This window comes from Mycolicibacterium sp. P4_G11 (assembly GCF_056555145.1).
Window position 1 is genome coordinate 163,284 of record NZ_JBFUJW010000010.1, and the last position, 17,143, is coordinate 180,426.

15 protein-coding genes and 1 riboswitch are annotated in these 17,143 nt (G+C 66.9%); of the genes, 9 read left to right on the forward strand and 6 right to left on the reverse strand.

Annotated features, from left to right (window positions below; translation table 11 throughout):
- Positions 1-82: 82 nt before the first annotated feature.
- From AC1U2B_RS21905 to AC1U2B_RS21925, 5 genes are all read right to left on the reverse strand, one after another.
- The gene (locus AC1U2B_RS21905; RefSeq protein WP_418001919.1) at positions 83-1,516 is read right to left on the reverse strand and encodes a glyceraldehyde-3-phosphate dehydrogenase; all 1,434 of its coding nucleotides are present in this window, start codon (positions 1,514-1,516) and stop codon (positions 83-85) included.
- Between the two features lie 199 nt (positions 1,517-1,715).
- Positions 1,716-2,951, reverse strand: a complete 1,236-nt coding sequence (locus AC1U2B_RS21910; RefSeq protein ID WP_480218434.1) for an MFS transporter — start codon at positions 2,949-2,951, stop codon at positions 1,716-1,718.
- Positions 2,952-2,991: 40 nt separating this feature from the next.
- Entirely contained in the window at positions 2,992-3,426 is a 435-nt protein-coding gene (locus AC1U2B_RS21915; RefSeq protein WP_480218435.1) for a hypothetical protein, read from the reverse strand.
- Positions 3,423-3,863 carry a DKNYY domain-containing protein gene (locus tag AC1U2B_RS21920; protein WP_480218436.1) on the reverse strand — a complete coding sequence of 147 codons (441 nt, stop codon included), beginning with the start codon at positions 3,861-3,863 and terminating at the stop codon, positions 3,423-3,425. Before AC1U2B_RS21920 ends, AC1U2B_RS21915 begins: the two co-directional genes overlap by 4 nt.
- Positions 3,863-4,201, reverse strand: coding sequence for a DKNYY domain-containing protein (locus AC1U2B_RS21925; protein ID WP_480218437.1), 339 nt, complete (start codon positions 4,199-4,201; stop codon positions 3,863-3,865). The genes AC1U2B_RS21920 and AC1U2B_RS21925 overlap by 1 nt, the downstream gene beginning before the upstream one ends.
- 136 nt (positions 4,202-4,337) lie before the next feature.
- On the opposite strand from AC1U2B_RS21925, the gene AC1U2B_RS21930 reads away from it, so the two are divergent.
- The 9 genes from AC1U2B_RS21930 to lpdA all read left to right on the forward strand — a co-directional run bounded on the left by AC1U2B_RS21930 (position 4,338) and on the right by lpdA (position 16,604).
- Positions 4,338-5,792 carry an amino acid permease gene (locus tag AC1U2B_RS21930; RefSeq protein WP_480218438.1) on the forward strand — a complete coding sequence of 485 codons (1,455 nt, stop codon included), beginning with the start codon at positions 4,338-4,340 and terminating at the stop codon, positions 5,790-5,792.
- Between the two features lie 127 nt (positions 5,793-5,919).
- Positions 5,920-6,921 (forward strand): agmatinase, encoded by a 1,002-nt coding sequence (gene speB / locus AC1U2B_RS21935; RefSeq protein ID WP_480218439.1) that lies wholly within the window; start codon positions 5,920-5,922, stop codon positions 6,919-6,921.
- 37 nt (positions 6,922-6,958) lie between these two features.
- Positions 6,959-7,050: riboswitch (glycine riboswitch) on the forward strand.
- A 156-nt stretch (positions 7,051-7,206) separates the two neighbouring features.
- Positions 7,207-10,083, forward strand: a complete 2,877-nt coding sequence (gene gcvP, locus AC1U2B_RS21940) for an aminomethyl-transferring glycine dehydrogenase (protein ID WP_480218440.1) — start codon at positions 7,207-7,209, stop codon at positions 10,081-10,083.
- A complete protein-coding gene (gene gcvT / locus AC1U2B_RS21945) occupies positions 10,080-11,201 on the forward strand; it encodes a glycine cleavage system aminomethyltransferase GcvT (RefSeq protein WP_480218441.1) in 1,122 nt (373 codons plus the stop codon). The genes gcvP and gcvT overlap by 4 nt, the downstream gene beginning before the upstream one ends.
- 46 nt (positions 11,202-11,247) lie before the next feature.
- Positions 11,248-11,646, forward strand: coding sequence for a glycine cleavage system protein GcvH (gene gcvH / locus AC1U2B_RS21950; RefSeq protein ID WP_480218442.1), 399 nt, complete (start codon positions 11,248-11,250; stop codon positions 11,644-11,646).
- A 2-nt stretch (positions 11,647-11,648) separates the two neighbouring features.
- The gene (glyA, locus tag AC1U2B_RS21955; protein WP_480218443.1) at positions 11,649-12,917 is read left to right on the forward strand and encodes a serine hydroxymethyltransferase; all 1,269 of its coding nucleotides are present in this window, start codon (positions 11,649-11,651) and stop codon (positions 12,915-12,917) included.
- Positions 12,917-14,293 carry an L-serine ammonia-lyase gene (locus AC1U2B_RS21960; RefSeq protein ID WP_480218444.1) on the forward strand — a complete coding sequence of 459 codons (1,377 nt, stop codon included), beginning with the start codon at positions 12,917-12,919 and terminating at the stop codon, positions 14,291-14,293. Before glyA ends, AC1U2B_RS21960 begins: the two co-directional genes overlap by 1 nt.
- A 5-nt stretch (positions 14,294-14,298) precedes the next feature.
- Positions 14,299-15,240 carry a lipoyl synthase gene (lipA, locus tag AC1U2B_RS21965; RefSeq protein ID WP_480218445.1) on the forward strand — a complete coding sequence of 314 codons (942 nt, stop codon included), beginning with the start codon at positions 14,299-14,301 and terminating at the stop codon, positions 15,238-15,240.
- Complete coding sequence (lpdA, locus tag AC1U2B_RS21970) at positions 15,237-16,604, forward strand: dihydrolipoyl dehydrogenase (RefSeq protein ID WP_480218446.1); 1,368 nt, start codon at positions 15,237-15,239, stop codon at positions 16,602-16,604. The genes lipA and lpdA overlap by 4 nt, the downstream gene beginning before the upstream one ends.
- On the opposite strand, the gene AC1U2B_RS21975 is transcribed toward lpdA, so the two are convergent.
- Positions 16,605-16,964, reverse strand: coding sequence for a helix-turn-helix transcriptional regulator (locus tag AC1U2B_RS21975; RefSeq protein ID WP_480218447.1), 360 nt, complete (start codon positions 16,962-16,964; stop codon positions 16,605-16,607).
- Positions 16,965-17,143 lie beyond the last annotated feature (179 nt).

Sequence of the window (17,143 nt, forward strand, 5' to 3'; positions counted from 1 at the left end):
CGACCGCAAACGCCGAAACGGCATTCCAGCAGAACAAGTTCGAGAACTTGCCTGCCGGAATGCCGTTTCGGCGGAAGTTGGATCAGCTGCGCGGGTACGTCGGGTATTCGATGCCCGACAGGAACTGCACGACGCGGACCACCTGGCACGAGTAACCGAACTCGTTGTCGTACCAGCAGTACAGGATCGCCTGGTCGCCATCGACGATGGCGGCGTTCGCGTCGATGATCGACGCGGCACGCGAACCGATGAAATCGCTCGACACGGCGTCGGTCGCGGCGGTGTAGTCGAGGTTGCGGCTCAGCGGACCCGACAGCGACGTCTCGCGCAGGTGCGTGAGCACCTCTTCCTTCGTCGTCTCCTTCTTGAGCTGCAGGCTCAGGATCGCGATCGAGACGTCGGGGGTAGGAACGCGGATCGAGTTACCCGTGATCTTGGCCTTGAGCTCGGGCAGGGCCTTGGCGACGGCCGAGGCGGCACCGGTCTCGGTGATCGTCAGGTTCAGCGGCGCCGAACGGCCACGACGGTCGGCCTTGTGGTAGTTGTCCAGCAGGTTCTGGTCGTTGGTGAACGAGTGGACCGTCTCGACGTGGCCGCGGATGATGCCGAACTTCTCGTCCATCGCCTTGAGCGGCGGCACGATCGCGTTGGTGGTACACGACGCGCACGAGAAGATCTGCTGGCTGACGTCCTGGCCGAGGTGGTTCACGCCGTGCACGATGTTCGGCACGTCGCCCTTGCCCGGTGCGGTCAGGACGACCTTCGAGATGCCCGGACGCAGGTGCTGCTCGAGGCCCGCGCGGTCGCGCCACTTGCCGGTGTTGTCGATGAGGATGGCGTCGTTGATGCCGTGCTCGGTGTAGTCGACCTCGGACGGGTCGTTGGCGTAGATGAACTTGATGACGTTGCCATTGGCGATGAGGAGGTTGTTCTCCTTGTCGACCTTGATGGTGCCGTTGAAGTGCCCGTGTACCGAGTCGCGGCGCAGCAGGGATGCGCGTTTCTTGAGATCGTCGACGCCACCGCTGCGGACCACGACGGCCCGCAGGTTCAGGCCGTTGCCGCCACCGGCCTTCTCGACGAGCAGCCGCGCGACGAGGCGACCGATCCGGCCGAAGCCGTAAAGCACCACATCACGCGGGCACTGCGGCTCGCCCTTGTTGTCACCGGTGACCGCGGAAAGCGCGTCGGCGACGAAGTCGGCGACCGAGAGGCCGCGTTCGTCGGCGCGGTACGCGTGCACCAGCAGGCCGAGGTCGATCTTGGCCGGACCAAGGTCCAGGTTCGCCAGAGCCTCCAGGAACGGGAAGGTCTCGACCACCGACAGCTCTTCGCCGGCGATCTGCCGGGCGAAGCGATGCGTGCGCAGGATGCTGATGACCGACTTGTTCACCAGCGACCGGCTGTGCAGCAGGACGGTGACACCGCGCGTGCGGTGCAGAGTGCCGACGATCGGAATCATCGCCTCCGCCAGGGCTTCCTGGGTGTTCCAATTGGCAAGTTCTGGTGTATTCAACTCATCTGTCCTACGGGTCGCTTGGCCGATCGCGCTGAGCAGCGCATTCATGTTAGCGATCGGCATTTCCGGCTCTGCAGGTTGCTCCCGCTGGCAGGGCACGTAGGGGTTGACAGCTGCCCTTGATCATGGGCCGAAACGGCATTCCAGCAGGAAAAGTGCGAGTAGGGGCCTGCCGGAATGCCGTTTCGGCGGGTGCTCAGCCGCCGGCCGAGTGGCTGGCGGGCTGAATCCGGCGGAGGACCGGGACCAGCCCGGCGAGCGCCGCGATGTTCGCCACCACGATGAGCGCGATGGTGTACGAGGGGGAGATGTCGTAGACGGCACCGAGCACGCCGCCCGCGACGAGCAGCGCGACACCGCGCAGCAGGGCCAGCCAGCCGAACGCGATGGCCCGCAGGTTCGCCGGGACGAGCTCGGTGACCACCGACTTGACCGTCGAATCGAGCACCCCGTTGACGACGCCCCAGACCGCGACGCCGACCCAGACCAGGGTGCGGTCGCCGGTGAAGGCGATCGCGGAAAACGCGGCGGCGATGGGAACGGCGAGCAGGGTGACCGGTCCGCGCTTGTCATAGACCCGGCCCATCACCAGGCCCGAAGCGCCGTCGACGGCCATCGCGACCGCGAACAGGATCGGTACCTGGGCGTCGGTGAGGAGCCCGGTGCGCTGGGCGTGGAACGCCAGTAACGGGAACGACGCGACGCCGCAGGAGAGCAGGCCGATGGCGACGACGTACTGCCAGAACTGGACCGGCAGCGCTGACCTGGCGCCGGCGGGCTGGGCCGCTGCGGTGTCGCCGGACGCGGCTTCCGTGGCCGTGGACTCCGCGTGTGCCGGCTCGTAGTCACGAGGGTCGGGAACGCGAAACCGAAGCCAGCCGAGCAGGGCCAGCACCAGCACACCGGGGACGATGAGTACCCCGAACGCCAGCCGATAGTCGCCGGCATGGGCGCTCAGCACCGCCGCCAACAGCAGCGGCCCGGCGATCGCGCCGGTCTGGTCGAGGGCCTGGTGCACGCCGAACGCGCTGCCACGACCCGTGCTTGTCGACGCATGCGAGAGCAGCGTGTCTTTCGCCGGTGAGCGCACTGCCTTGCCGAGGCGCTCCGTGCCGTACAGCAGTAGAGCCGGTACGAGCGAGCCGGTGACACCGATCAACGGAACGCTCAGCACCGTCAGCGCGTAGCCGGTGATCGTCCAGGCCCAGTAGTGCTGCGTCCGTGACACGGCGTAGCCGGCGACAACCCGCAGCCCGTAGCCGATGAATTCCCCTGCACCGGCGACCAATCCGACGATGGCGGCCGACGCGCCGAGGGTGGCCAGGTAGGGACCGATGATGCTGCGGGCGCCCTCGTACACCATGTCCGCGAGCAGGCTCACCACGCCGAAGACGAGGACGAAATGCCAGGGCTTGAGCGGTCGGCGGGTCACGCCCTGATTCTGCACGTTGGGCCGACGTTCGTCCGTCCGGCTAATGCGCGTGGTCGAACAGCACCAGGGTGTCGGCCAGGTTGCCGTCGACGAAATAGGCACGGCACGTGAAGGGATCGTGGATCATGCCGCCGGCTTCGGCCTGGGCGTCGACGGTTCCTGACACGTTCCACACGGTGATGCGCGCGTGGTCAACGCCTTTGAGCGGTTCGTCGGTCATGAGAGCGAACATGTCCTGGCCGTCCGCCTCCAGTGCGCCGGTCACCGCGCGCACACCTGAAAGCTTGGCTGACCCCGGTGCTGCCAGTTGCTTACGCACATCGGCTTCGCACCTGTCCTGAGCCACGTCCTGAGCCTGGCGCGGCGCTGGCCCCACGAGACCGAAACCGTGTGTCTTCACGGCGATCACGGCCAGGACCGCCAGCGCCAGGACACACACTGCCGCGATACCCAGTTTCTTCTTGGCGCCCGTCATGGCCCGAACGTAACCTGCGTCGCGTCGCACCCGGTCACCGGCTTGCCGGGTGGGAAGTCACGTGGATTCACATCGGGGATGACGGTGTCCCAGCGGTACGCATGCTGTGCGTCGCCGGCGCAGCCTTCGTTGGCGGTGTCGTACAGCACCCGGAACGTGTGTGGGTCGGCGCCGTCGATCGCCCGGTCTTGGTAGTAGGCCCGCTGATCGTCGACCGCGTAGTTGAAGACGCTGTCGTTGAGCCGACGGAAAGTCGCCGCGTTCGCTCCGGGGATGGCCGCACACCGATAGAACACTGTCCGAATGTCCTTGGTGTAGTCCAGGTTTCGATCATCGGGGGAGAAGCGCACGATCTCGAAGTGCGCCGGGTCGTCTGAAATCTCCCTGTCTTTGCAGAACACGGCCGCGCCATCCTTCGCCAGATCGCTGTTGAGCATCACGAAGTGCTCGGGTCGCTGCTCAGGGGTTGGGTGCCGGCCCAGATGTGGTTGCGGTCCTTGGCCCAGCCGTGGTTCAGCCAGTCGAAAGTGGCGACGTCGGCGCCGGCGATCTGCGCCCCGCGGTAATACGCGTGGGACTTGTCCCGTGCGTAGCCGCTGGAGAGTTTGTGGAACGAATCGGGGTCCGCGCCGGCCACTTCCCGGGGCGACGAGTCGATACCGCCCGTCCAGTAGACCTTGCCGTCCTCGACGTAGTAGCCGCCGACGACCTTGGGGCTACAGGCAGGTACCAGGACCAGTGCAGAGACAGCCAGCGCGACGATCAACCTGCGCACCTTGCCACCTCCTGCCTGTCCCCGGATTAGACGTTCGCACAAAGAAGGTGGCCGCGCATCTATCTATTGGTGGGTGTTCCGAGGGCGCCGTGCTCATCAGGCTTGGCCTACTTGCGCACGAACCGGAAGGACACTGGTGGGAATTCGAAGCCTGGACAGCACTGCCGACAAGGTGGTGGCCCACCCCCGAGAGCGTGGCCACGACATTCTCAACCGCGGGTTCGGGTTTCGGGCCGCCCTGTCGCTTGCCTTCGCCGACATCTCGCCGATCGTGGCCCTGTATGCGATCTTCGCGTTGGGTCTGTTCGCAGCGGGTCCCCGATTCTTCTGGGCGTTCCCGATCGTGCTGTGCGGTCAGCTCCTGGTCGCGCTGGTCTTCGGTGAGCTGGCGTCGCGGTTTCCGTACGCCGGCAGCGTCTACCAGTGGGCCCGGCACGTCAAAGGCACGACCTGGGGGTGGACGGCCGCATGGGCGTACATCTGGGGCCTGACGCTGACGCTGTCGACGATGGCCTACGCCGCCGCGGGATTCATTCTCGAGGTGTGCGGTGTCGAGTCACCGAGCCGGTGGCTGCTGGCCGCCGTCTCGATCGGTGTCATCTGCTTCACCACGGCGGCCAACATGATCGGCCGGCAGGTCCTCAAGGTCATGATCGTCGCCAGCATCATCTGCGAGATCGTCGGCTCGGTCGGCCTTGGCACCGTGCTGTTGCTCTTCCACCGCGTCAACCCGGTCTCCACACTGTTCGACGGTCTGCCCGACGGATCGGGCAGCTCCATGAGCACGATGCTCATCGCTGTCGCGTTCGTCGGGTGGGCATTCCTTGGCTTCGAATCGGCAGGCTCCATCGCCGAAGAGGTGGAGAACCCCGAACGCAACGTGCCCAGGGCCATCGTCTTCGCGCTGCTGCTGGTGGGCGTGATCGTCATGTACTCCGCCGCAGCGGTCATCCTTGCGATCCCTGACCTTTCGGCGGTGCTGACGGCGCAGAGCGGTGACCCGGTGTCGGCGACGTTGACGGCGCAGCTCGGTTCGTCGATCGCGAAGCCGCTCCTGCTGATGTTCGTCATCGGGTTCATGTCCGCGTGCCTGGCCGTGCAGTCGGCGGTCTCTCGCGCCGTGTACGGGATGGCTCGCGACCGTGCCCTGCCCGGTGCCGAGTTCTTGGCGAAACTCGGTGGCCCCGAGCGCATGCCGATCCGGGCCATCGGCCTGACAGCGGTCGTCGCCGCGTTCTTCCTGCTGTTCGCCGGCTCCGACCTCTACAACGTGCTCGTCAACTTCTCGGTGATGGGGCCCTACATCGCTTTCGCCGTACCGGTTTTCGCGGCGGCCCTCACGCGCCTCGCGGGGCGCTGGGTGCCCGGCGTGTTCTCGCTGGGACGTTGGGGCGCACCGGTGACGTACGCGGCGGCCGCGTGGCTGGCCTTCGAGGTGATCAACGTCCTCTGGCCGCGCACGCAGCCCGGACAGCCGTGGTTCGTGAATTGGAGCATGGTGATCAGCCTGGTGAGCCTGGGGATCGTCGGCGCGGTCGTGTACGCCCGGTGCCGCCACCGCATCACCGAACCGGTCGGCGAACGCTTGTGAGTCTGCGGTTGTGCGAATGCTCAAACAAGCCCCTGCCGCTTATGGCGGAAACAGCTCGCAACTGGCCCTCACCGGCGGCAATGCTGACTACAGAACACCCCGCGAGTCGAGAGGCTGAACACGACAGATGAGCACCCGAAACGACATCATCGGTGCAGTGCCCGCCACCAAGGTGCCCCGGTACGCGGGTAAGGGCACATTCGCCCGCATCGCCGACATCCACGAGGTGTCCGACTACGACATCGCGATCCTCGGCGTCCCGTTCGACGGCGGCACCTCGTACCGGCCCGGCGCCCGATTCGGCCCCATGGCGGTCCGACAGGCGGCCCGCGCACTGCGCCCCGGCTATCACGTCGAGCTGGGCGTCGCCCCGGTGCAGGAGCTGCAGGTGGTCGACGCCGGCGACGTCGCCGTCACGCCGTACAACATCGAAGAAGCCTGCCAGCAGATTCAGGATCATGCCGCCGAGATCCTCCGCGGCGGGGACCGGCGCATCGTGTCCATCGGTGGTGACCACACCATCGCACTGCCGAATCTCCGTGCGCTGCATGCCAAACACGGTCCGGTCGCGCTGGTGCATTTCGACGCGCACCTGGACACCTGGGACACCTACTTCAACGCCCCGGTCACCCACGGCACCATCTTCCGGCGCGCATTCGAGGAAGGCCTGCTGATCGAGGATCACTCGATCCACGTCGGTATCCGCGGTCCGATCTACGACCAGATGGATCTGGACGACGACGCGCGCATGGGCTTCAAGATCATCCGCGCCGGCGACCTGGACGTCATCGGTATCGACGCGGCCATCGATGTCGTGCGTCGCCGTGTTGCGGACGTGCCGGTGTATCTGTCCATCGACATCGACGTGCTCGACCCGGCATTCGCGCCGGGCACCGGCACGCCGGAGGCGGGCGGTCTCACGTCGCGCGAGCTGCTGAAGATGCTGCGCAAGATGACCGGCCTGAACATCGTCGGCGCCGACGTCGTCGAGGTGGCTCCGGCCTACGATCATGCCGAAATCACCTGTGTCGCAGCAGCAACGCTGGTGTTCGACATCGTGTCGCTGATGGCCGCCGGGGCGCGCACCGCCCTGCCCGTCAACGGCGAGGTTGCGAACGCCGTGACCTGACAGGCTACGATTGCCGCAGACAACTCAATACGCCGTCATACGCGCTGTGGGAGAACCTCCGGAAACGGAGGCGCCGTAGGAGCAACTCCTCCCCGGGAATCTCTCAGGCCCAAATACCGCAGCGTCGAGGCAACTCTGGAGAACAGCGCGGATCCGTCGATCCACGCTTACCGAAGGTGAACAGCGCGCACGCGCCAAAACTCTCAGGTGTCAGGACAGAGCGGGGAGGTGCTACCCAACGATGCGTCGAGCAGTTAGCGACGCCCCGCGAACCGGAGTCACCTCATGTTTGACCGCACTGCAATTACCAAGGCCCACAGCAGCTTTCGTGGCCGCCATATCGGACCCGATGCCGCTGCCCAGCAGCACATGCTCGCAGTCCTCGGATACTCGTCGCTCGACGATCTGATCGATGCGGCGGTGCCCGAACAAATCCGGTGCACCGAGGGTCTGCAGCTGCCGGCCGCACGATCCGAGCAGCAGGTACTCGCCGCGCTGCGCGCCCTGGCGGAGCGCAACGAGACCCGTATCCAGATGATCGGCCTGGGGTACCACGACACCATCACGCCGCCGGTGCTGCGCCGCAACATGCTGGAATCGCCGGCCTGGTACACCGCCTACACGCCGTACCAGCCCGAGATCTCGCAAGGCCGGTTGGAAGCTCTGCTGACGTTCCAGACGGTCATCGAAGACCTCACCGCTTTGCCGGTCGCCGGCGCCTCCCTGCTCGACGAGGCGACCGCGGTCATGGAAGCCGTGCTGCTGATGCGCCGGGCCAACAAGGCCTCGAAGTCCAATCGCGTTGTGCTCGATGCCGATTGCCTGCCCCAAACCCTCGCGGTGGTGCGCGGGCGGGCCGAGGCCGTGGGTATCGACGTGGTGCTCGCCGACCTGGCCGAAGGGCTGCCCGACGGTGAAGCCTTCGGCGTCGTCTTTCAATCGCCGGGTGCCAGCGGCGCCGTCCGTGATCTCGCCCCATTGATCGCGACAGCCCGCGAGCGCGGCATGTTCACCACCGTCGCCGCTGATCTGCTCTCCTTGACGCTGCTGACCGCCCCCGGTGAGCAAGGCGCCGACATCGCCGTCGGCTCGGCCCAGCGGTTCGGGGTGCCGCTGTTCTTCGGCGGTCCGCACGCCGGCTACATGTCGGTCCGGTCGGGTTTGGAGCGCATGCTGCCGGGACGTCTCGTCGGCGTCTCGGTCGATGTGGATGGCAAGCCCGCCTACCGGCTGGCGCTGCAGACCCGCGAACAGCACATCCGCCGCGACAAGGCGACCAGCAACATCTGTACCGCCCAGGCGCTGCTGGCCAACGTCGCCGCGATGTACGCCGCCTACCACGGTCCGGAAGGGTTGCGCGCCATCGCAACTCAGGTGCATGGCCACGCCGTGTCGCTGGCCGACGGCCTGCGGGCCGCCGGCCAGGAGGTCGTCCACGACCACTTCTTCGACACCGTGCTGGTTCGGGTACCCGGTGAAGCGGCCAAGATCGTGGCGGCAGCCGACGACGCGGGGATCAACCTGCGCCTCGTCGACGCCGATCACGTCGCCATCGCCTGCGACGAGTGCACGACCGACGATGTGATCGGCCAGGTGCTCGAGGTCTTTGGTGCGGCGCCTGTCGCGGCGGCMGGCGCCGCCGCATTACCGTCGGCAGTGCTGCGCACCTCGGAGTACCTGCAGCACCCCGTGTTTCACTCCCACCGGTCCGAGACGGCGATGCTGCGCTTCCTGCGCGAACTGTCCGACAAGGACCTTGCGCTGGACCGCACCATGATCCCGCTGGGGTCATGCACCATGAAGCTCAACGCCACCGCCGAGATGGAACCGATCAGCTGGCCCGGGTTCGCCGGCATCCATCCGTATGCCCCGGCCGGGCAGACCGCCGGGTACCTCGAGCTGATCGGAAACCTGGAGGACTGGCTTTCCGAGATCACCGGCTACGACCGGGTTTCGCTGCAGCCCAACGCCGGATCGCAGGGTGAGCTCGCGGGCCTGCTGGCCATCAACGCCTACCACCGCTCGCGCGGCGATGCCGACCGCGACATCTGCCTGATCCCGCAGTCGGCGCACGGCACCAACGCCGCCTCGGCGGTCCTGGCCGGGATGCGCGTCGTCGTGGTCGCGACGGCACCCAACGGCAACATCGACCATGACGACCTCGAGGCCAAGCTCGCCGACCACGACGGCCGGGTCGCGGCGATCATGCTGACCTACCCGTCCACCCACGGTGTGTACGAAGCCGATGTGCGGACGGTGTGCGACCTCGTCCACGACGCCGGCGGCCAGGTGTACGTCGACGGGGCCAACCTGAATGCCCTTGTCGGCCTGGCCAAGCCAGGTGAGTTCGGCGGCGATGTTTCGCATCTGAACCTGCACAAGACGTTCTGCATCCCGCACGGCGGCGGCGGTCCTGGTGTGGGTCCCGTCGCGGTGCGTGCGCACCTGGCGCCGTTCCTGCCGGGCGATCCGCTGGCCGTCGACGGCCCCGGCCCGGTGTCGGCGGCCAACTACGGTTCCGCCGGCATCCTGCCGATCACGTGGGCCTACCTGGCACTGATGGGTCCGGACGGGCTGACGGCAGCCACGAAAACCGCGGTGCTGGCGGCCAACTACCTTGCTGCGACGCTCGGTGACCGGTACCCCGTGCTGTACGCGGGCGAGACCGGACTGGTCGCGCACGAGTGCATCCTGGACCTACGGGAGATCACCAAGCGCACCGGCGTGACGGCAGAAGACGTCGCAAAGCGGTTGATCGACTACGGTTTCCACGCGCCGACGCTGTCGTTCCCGGTCAACGGCACCCTGATGGTCGAGCCCACCGAGTCCGAAGACCTGACCGAACTGGATCGCTTCATCGCGGCGATGATCGGCATTCACGACGAGATCAGCCGGGTCGGCTCAGGAGAGTGGACGCTGGAGCAGAGTCCGTTGCGCCAGGCCCCGCACACCGCCGAGCAGGTCACCGACGTCGAGTGGACGCTGCCCTACAGCCGGCAGTATGCCGCGTATCCCGTTGCGACACTGCGGCGCAACAAGTACTGGCCGCCGGTCCGGCGCATCGACGGCGCCCACGGTGACCGCAATCTCGCCTGCTCGTGCCCCGCACCCGAAGCGTTCCAGATCGAATCCGCCGACATCCTCGAGGAGGCTTTTGCATGAGTGACAAGAGCATGACCATCAATCCGGTGTCCCCATTGCTGGACGAACACCGTTCCCTGGCAGCCAGTTTCACGGACTTCGCCGGCTGGGAAATGCCCCTGAAGTACGGCAGTGAGCTCGCCGAGCACCGCGCGGTGCGCGAGGTCGCGGGTCTGTTCGACCTGTCGCACATGGGTGAAATCGCTGTCACCGGAACGCAATCGGCCGCCGCGCTGGACTTCGCGCTCGCCGGTGAGGCCTCCAAGATCGTGGTCGGGCGGGCCAAGTATTCGCTGATCTGCGACGCCGACGGCGGCGTGATCGACGATCTGGTGGTGTACCGGCTCGGCGACGAGCACTTCCTGGTCGTCGCCAATGCCGCCAACGCACCTACGGTGGCACGCGAACTGGTCAGTCGGGCAGAGCAATTCGACGCGGTCGTCGACGACCAGTCGATGGCCACCGCGCTCATCGCTGTGCAGGGACCCGCGTCAGAAGCCATCGTCAGCTCCCTCGTGCCAGCTGATCAGCGCACGACCGTCGCCGACCTCAAGTACTACGCGGTGACTGAGGCTCAGGTGGCCGGCATCGAGGTGCTGTTGGCGCGCACCGGCTACACCGGTGAGGACGGCTTCGAACTCTATGTGCCGAACGCTCAGGCAGTCGCGCTGTGGCAGGCGTTGCTCACAGCCACCACCGAGGCCGGCGGCGTCCCCGCGGGGCTGGCCTGCCGGGACACCTTGCGGCTGGAGGCGGGCATGGCGCTCTACGGGCACGAGCTGACCATGAGCACCAACCCCTACCAGGCGGGCCTCGGCAAGGTGGTGCGGCTCGGCAAAGAATTCGTGGGACGCGATGCGTTGCAGCAGCTTTCGGAGCTGCCGGTGCAGCAGGTGCTCGTCGGACTCAAGGGCGACACCCGCCGGGCCGCGCGTGCCGGGTACACCGTGCACCAGGGCGACGAGGCCGTCGTGGGAACCGTGACCTCGGGCACGCTGTCGCCGACCCTGGGGTATCCCGTCGCACTGGCCTACCTCGACGCCGCGTTGGCGGAACCGGGCACCAAAGTGCAGGTCGATGTCCGCGGGCGCAAAGAACCGTTCGAAGTCACCCCGGCGCCGTTCTACCGCCGCGCCTGAGCTGCGCCCAACCAAACCGAGCCCACCACTTCAGAAAAGGACCACCATGGCCACCACTACCATTCCCGACGATCGCAGCTACACCGAGGAACACGAATGGGTGCTCGTCGCTCCCGGTGCCGAGCTTCCCGATACGCCGGTTCGGGTCGGCATCACCTCGGTCGCGGCGGCGGCCCTCGGCGATCTGGTGTACGTCGACCTGCCCGAGGTCGGGTCGGCCATCACCGCGGGCGAAACCTGCGGCGAGGTGGAATCGACGAAGACCGTCTCCGAGCTGTACCCACCGGTGAGCGGCACCGTCACGGCGGTCAACTCCGACGCCGTCGACGATCCCAGCATCATCACCGCCGACCCCTACGACGCCGGCTGGCTGTTCGAGGTGCAGGCCACCGCGGCCGGAAACCTGTTGACCGCAGCCGAATACGCAGCACGGAACGAGGGCTAGCCATGAGCATCCTGGACGAACGGCTCGCTGATTTCGACCCTGAGATCGCCGCGGCCATCGGCGACGAGCTGCGGCGCCAGCGCCTCGGCCTGGAGATGATCGCCTCGGAGAACCATGCGCCGCTGGCCGTGATGCAGGCGCAGGGCTCGGTGCTCACCAACAAGTACGCCGAGGGCTACCCAGGGCGCCGCTACTACGGCGGCTGCGAGCACATCGACGTCATCGAACGGCTCGCCATCGCCCGGGTGAAGGAACTGTTCGGTGCCGAATTCGCCAACGTGCAACCGCATTCGGGTGCGCAGGCCAACGCCGCGGTGATGCATGCGCTGATCAAACCGCGCGACACCATTCTCGGTCTGTCGCTGGACTGCGGCGGTCACCTCACGCACGGCATGCGGCTGAACTTCTCCGGCAAGCTGTACAACGTCGCCGCCTACGGGGTGTCCAAAGAGGACTACCTCATCGACATGGATGCGGTCGCCGACGCAGCTCGGGAACACAAGCCGCAGTTGATCATTGCCGGCTGGTCGGCTTACCCGCGCCAGCTCGACTTCGCCCGGTTCCGTGAGATCGCCGATGAGGTCGGCGCCTACCTGATGGTGGACATGGCGCACTTCGCGGGGCTCGTCGCCGCCGGGCTTCATCCGTCGCCGGTGCCGCACGCTCACGTGGTGACGTCGACAACGCACAAGACTCTCGGCGGTCCCCGCGGTGGCGTGATCCTGACCAACGAGGCCGACATCGCCAAGAAGATCAACTCGGCGGTGTTCCCCGGCCAGCAGGGTGGGCCGCTGGAGCACGTGATCGCGGCCAAGGCCGTCGGTTTCAAGATGGCCGCACAGCCCGAATTCGCCGAACGGCAGCAGCGGGTGCTGCGAGGCGCGCAGATTCTGGCCGACCGGCTGAGCCAGCCGGATGTGCGGGACGCGGGCATCACCGTCCTGACCGGCGGTACCGACGTCCATCTGGTGCTGGTGGACCTGCGCAACGCGGCCATCGACGGGCAGCAGGCCGAGGACCGGCTAGACGCCGTCGGCATCACCGTCAACCGCAACGCGGTGCCGTTCGACCCCCGGCCGCCCATGGTGACCTCCGGACTGCGCATCGGCACCCCGGCACTGGCGGCACGCGGGTTCGGTGACGCGGAGTTCGCGCGCGTCGCCGACGTCATCGCGGCCGCACTGATCGCGGACGGTGATGCCGATACCGAACAACTTGCCGCGCAGGTGCGTACGCTGGCCGAACAGTTCCCGCTTTACCCGGAGTTGTAATGGCGATCAGCGTGTTCGACCTGTTTTCCGTCGGGATCGGGCCGTCGAGTTCCCACACCGTCGGCCCGATGCGGGCGGCCGGCATGTTCGTCGACCAACTCATCGCGCGGAATGTGGTCGACCACGTCACCGATGTCCGCGTCGATCTGTACGGCTCGCTGGCGGCCACGGGCGGCGGCCACGGCACCATGCCGGCCATCTTGCTGGGCTTGGAGGGCTACCGGCCCGAGACCATCGAGACCGGCGAGATGGAACGGCGCCTCGCGATCATCCGGGCCGACGGAAAGATTCGGTTGGGTGGCCGAATCGTGCTCGCGCTCACCGAATCCGACATCGCCCTGCACCCGGCGCAGCAGCTCGACCGTCATCCCAATGCGATGACGGTCACCGCCACATCGGTGCACGGCGGCGTGCTGTACGAGGAGACGTACTTCTCGGTTGGCGGAGGCTTCGTCGTCACCGAAGAAGACATGGCCCGCCTGCCCGAAAGTGCCGACGGTGCCAACAGTTTCACGTCAGCGGCGGAACTGCTGACCCTCACTGATCGCGATCACATCTCCATCAGCACGGCGATGATGGGCCAGGAGTCCACGACCCGCACCGACACCGAGGTGCGTGAGCGACTGTTGCACATCCGCGAGGTGATGATCGCCTGCGCGACCAACGGGATGTCCAGGGACGGCTACCTGCCCGGCAACCTGATGGTCCGCCGGCGGGCCAAGGACTGGTTCCTTCGGCTCAATGCAGAAGACCCGACGCGGGATCCGGCCTTCGCCGAAGATTGGGTGAACCTCGTGGCGCTGGCCGTCAACGAGGAGAACGCTTCGGGCGGACGCATCGTCACCGCACCGACCAACGGCGCCGCCGGCATCATCCCGGCTGTCCTGTACTACGCCCTGCACTACACGGCCGCGGGCAAAGCCGATCCCGACGACGCCACTGTCCGATTTCTGTTGACCGCCGGTGCCATCGGATCGCTGTACAAGGAACGCGCGTCCATTTCCGGTGCCGAGGTCGGCTGCCAGGGTGAGGTCGGATCGGCAGCATCCATGGCTGCTGGCGGGCTCGCCGAAATCCTCGGCGGCACACCGCAACAGGTCGAGAACGCCGCCGAGATCGCGATGGAGCACAGCCTGGGGCTGACGTGCGATCCGATCGGTGGACTCGTGCAGATCCCGTGCATCGAACGTAATGCCATCTCCGCGGGCAAGGCCATCAACGCCGCACGCATGGCACTGCGGGGCGACGGCACCCACCGGGTCAGCCTCGATCAGGTCATCGAGACCATGCGGGCCACTGGCATGGATATGAGCTCCAAGTACAAGGAAACCTCGACCGGTGGCCTCGCCGTTACCGTCAACGTCGTCGAATGCTGAGTTGAATGACTATTGCCCCCGAAGGGCGCCGCTTGCTGCGGCTCGAGGTTCGCAACGCGCAGACCCCGGTCGAACGCAAGCCGCCCTGGATGAAAGCCCGAGTCCGGACCGGACCCGAGTATCGCGAACTGTCCGCGCTGGTGCAGCGCAACGATCTGCACACGGTGTGCCAGGAAGCGGGCTGCCCCAACATCTTCGAATGCTGGGAGTCCCGCGAGGCAACGTTCCTCATCGGCGGTGACCAGTGCACGCGACGTTGCGACTTCTGCCAGATCGACACCGGCAAGCCCACCGACCTCGACCGCGACGAGCCTCGGCGCGTTGCCGATTCGGTGGCGCAGATGGGGTTGCGTTATGCGACGGTCACCGGTGTGGCGCGCGATGATCTGCCCGACGGTGGTGCCTGGCTGTACGCCGAGACGGTCCGGCAGATCCACGCCACGTGTCCGGGCACCGGTGTCGAACTGCTCATTCCGGATTTCACCGGCACCCCCGATCAGCTCGACGAGGTGTTCGGCTCCGAGCCAGAAGTGCTGGCGCACAACCTGGAAACCGTGCCGCGGATGTTCCGACGGGTCCGGCCGGGCTTCGATTACGCGCGCTCGCTCGCTGTGCTGACGCGGGCGCGTGGCGCGGGCCTCATCACGAAGTCGAACCTGATCCTCGGGATGGGGGAGACCACAGAGGAAGCGCTGCAGGCGCTGTGGGACCTGCGCGAGGCCGGCTGCGAGCTGGTCACCATCACCCAGTACCTACGGCCGACCCCACGGCATCACCCGGTCGAACGGTGGGTCACCCCAGCAGAATTCGACGACCTCGACACCGCCGCTCGTGAGATCGGCTTTCTCGGTGTCATGTCCGGGCCGCTGGTGCGGTCCTCGTATCGGGCGGGAGCGCTCTACGCGCAGGCCCGCACCGTCATCCAACAACAGAGGAGTCAGTCATGACCGCAGCAGACGTCGTCATCCTGGGCGGCGGACCGGGCGGCTATGCCGCAGCGATCCGTTCCGCACAGCTCGGGCGGTCAGTCGTGCTGATCGACGAGGCGGCCGTCGGCGGCACCTGCCTGCACCGTGGCTGCATCCCGACCAAGGCGCTGCTGCACGCTGCGGAAGTGGCCGACTCCGCGCGTACCGCAGCACAGTTCGGCATCACGGCATCGTTCGACGGCGTCGACACCACCAAGCTGCACGGCTTCAAGAACACCGTGGTCTCCCGCCTGCACAAGGGGTTGACGGGTTTGATTGCGGCGCTGGGCATCACGGTCATCAGCGGCCGCGGCCGGCTCACCGGGCCGACCACCGTCGACGTCGACGGCACCACCATCACCGGCGGGGCGATCGTGCTGGCCACCGGTTCGGCGCCCAAGGTTCCGGGCATCATCCAGACCTCCGACCGGGTGCTCACCAGCGATCAGGCACTGGAGCTGGACCGCATTCCCACGTCGGTGATCATTCTCGGCGGCGGCGTGATCGGCGTCGAGTTCGCCAGTCTGTGGACCTCATTGGGCGCCAAGGTGACCATCGTCGAAGCGCTGTCGCGGTTGGTGCCCAACGAGGATGCCGCCATCTCGGCCTACCTGGAGCGGCTGTTCCGCCGCCGCAAGATCACCGCCAAGACCGGGACTCTGGTCACGGGCGTCAGCTCCGATGACGAATCCGTGCAGGTGACCCTGGAATCCGGCGACGTGCTCTCGGCCGACGTGCTGCTGGTCGCCGTTGGTCGTGGCCCGCGCACCGCGGATCTCGGTTTGGCAGAGGCGGGCGTGGAGCTCGACGGCGGCTTCGTGGTGACCGATGACAAGCTGCGCACCAGCGTGCCGACCGTGTACGCGATCGGCGACATCGTGGCCGGACTTCAGTTGGCGCACCGGGCATTTCAGCAGGGTCTGTTCGTCGCCGAGCAGATCGCCGGACGGGAACCCGAGGCCGTCGCCGAGCTCGGCATCCCGCGGGTCACCTACTGCGATCCGGAGATCGCCTCGGTCGGTCTCACCGAAGATGCCGCCCGCGAACAGTACGGCGAGGGCGTGGAGACCGTCACCTACGACCTGGCCGGCAACGGCCGTAGCCAGATCCTCAAGGCGTCCGGCGCGGTCAAGCTCGTCGTCGACCCGGCCGGCACGGTGGTGGGCGTGCACATGATCGGCGCCGGGGTCTCCGAGCTGATCGGCGAGGCCCAGCTGCTGTACAACTTGGGCGTCAAGGCCGCCGAGGCAGCCCGTTTCGTCCACGCCCACCCGACGCAGAACGAGGCCTTGGGCGAGGCGCTGATGGCCGTGTCCGGGGCGCCGCTGCACCTGCACGGGTGATCAGTCCGACGGGCGCTGGCGGAATCGTCTGTGCAGCACCTGTCGTGACACACCGAGGATCCGTCCGATCTCGGCCCACGTCCAGCCGTTGGCGCGGGCCTGCCGAACGGCCTGCTCGTATTGCGTTGTGGCGCCGGCCAGATCATCGCGGGCTTGCGCCAGCGCGCGCCGGCTGATGCCGCCGAAGACATCGGCCGCTATCGGGTCGGGCGGCACGGGCTCATCCTCGAACGCCCAATCGTCGTCGTCATCGTCGTCGAGGCCGTGGGCCTTCCGGAACGCTATGCCCGCAGCGTCGATTTCTTCGCGCGTCGGGCGGGGCAGCTGGGGTTCGAACCATAAACGCTCGGGCTGGGCCATGGCGTGTTCCTTCCGGAGCGAACAACTTGTCGCGAGTATGCCCTCGGGGACCGACACGTCCGTTCCGGACAGCGCTGCCGGGACCTCTGTCATACCTGGTTCACGCTGGGAGCCGTCAGCGTGTGCTGACATTGTCACCACATGCTGACAATGTCAGCGATTGCTGACGGCTCCGGGTG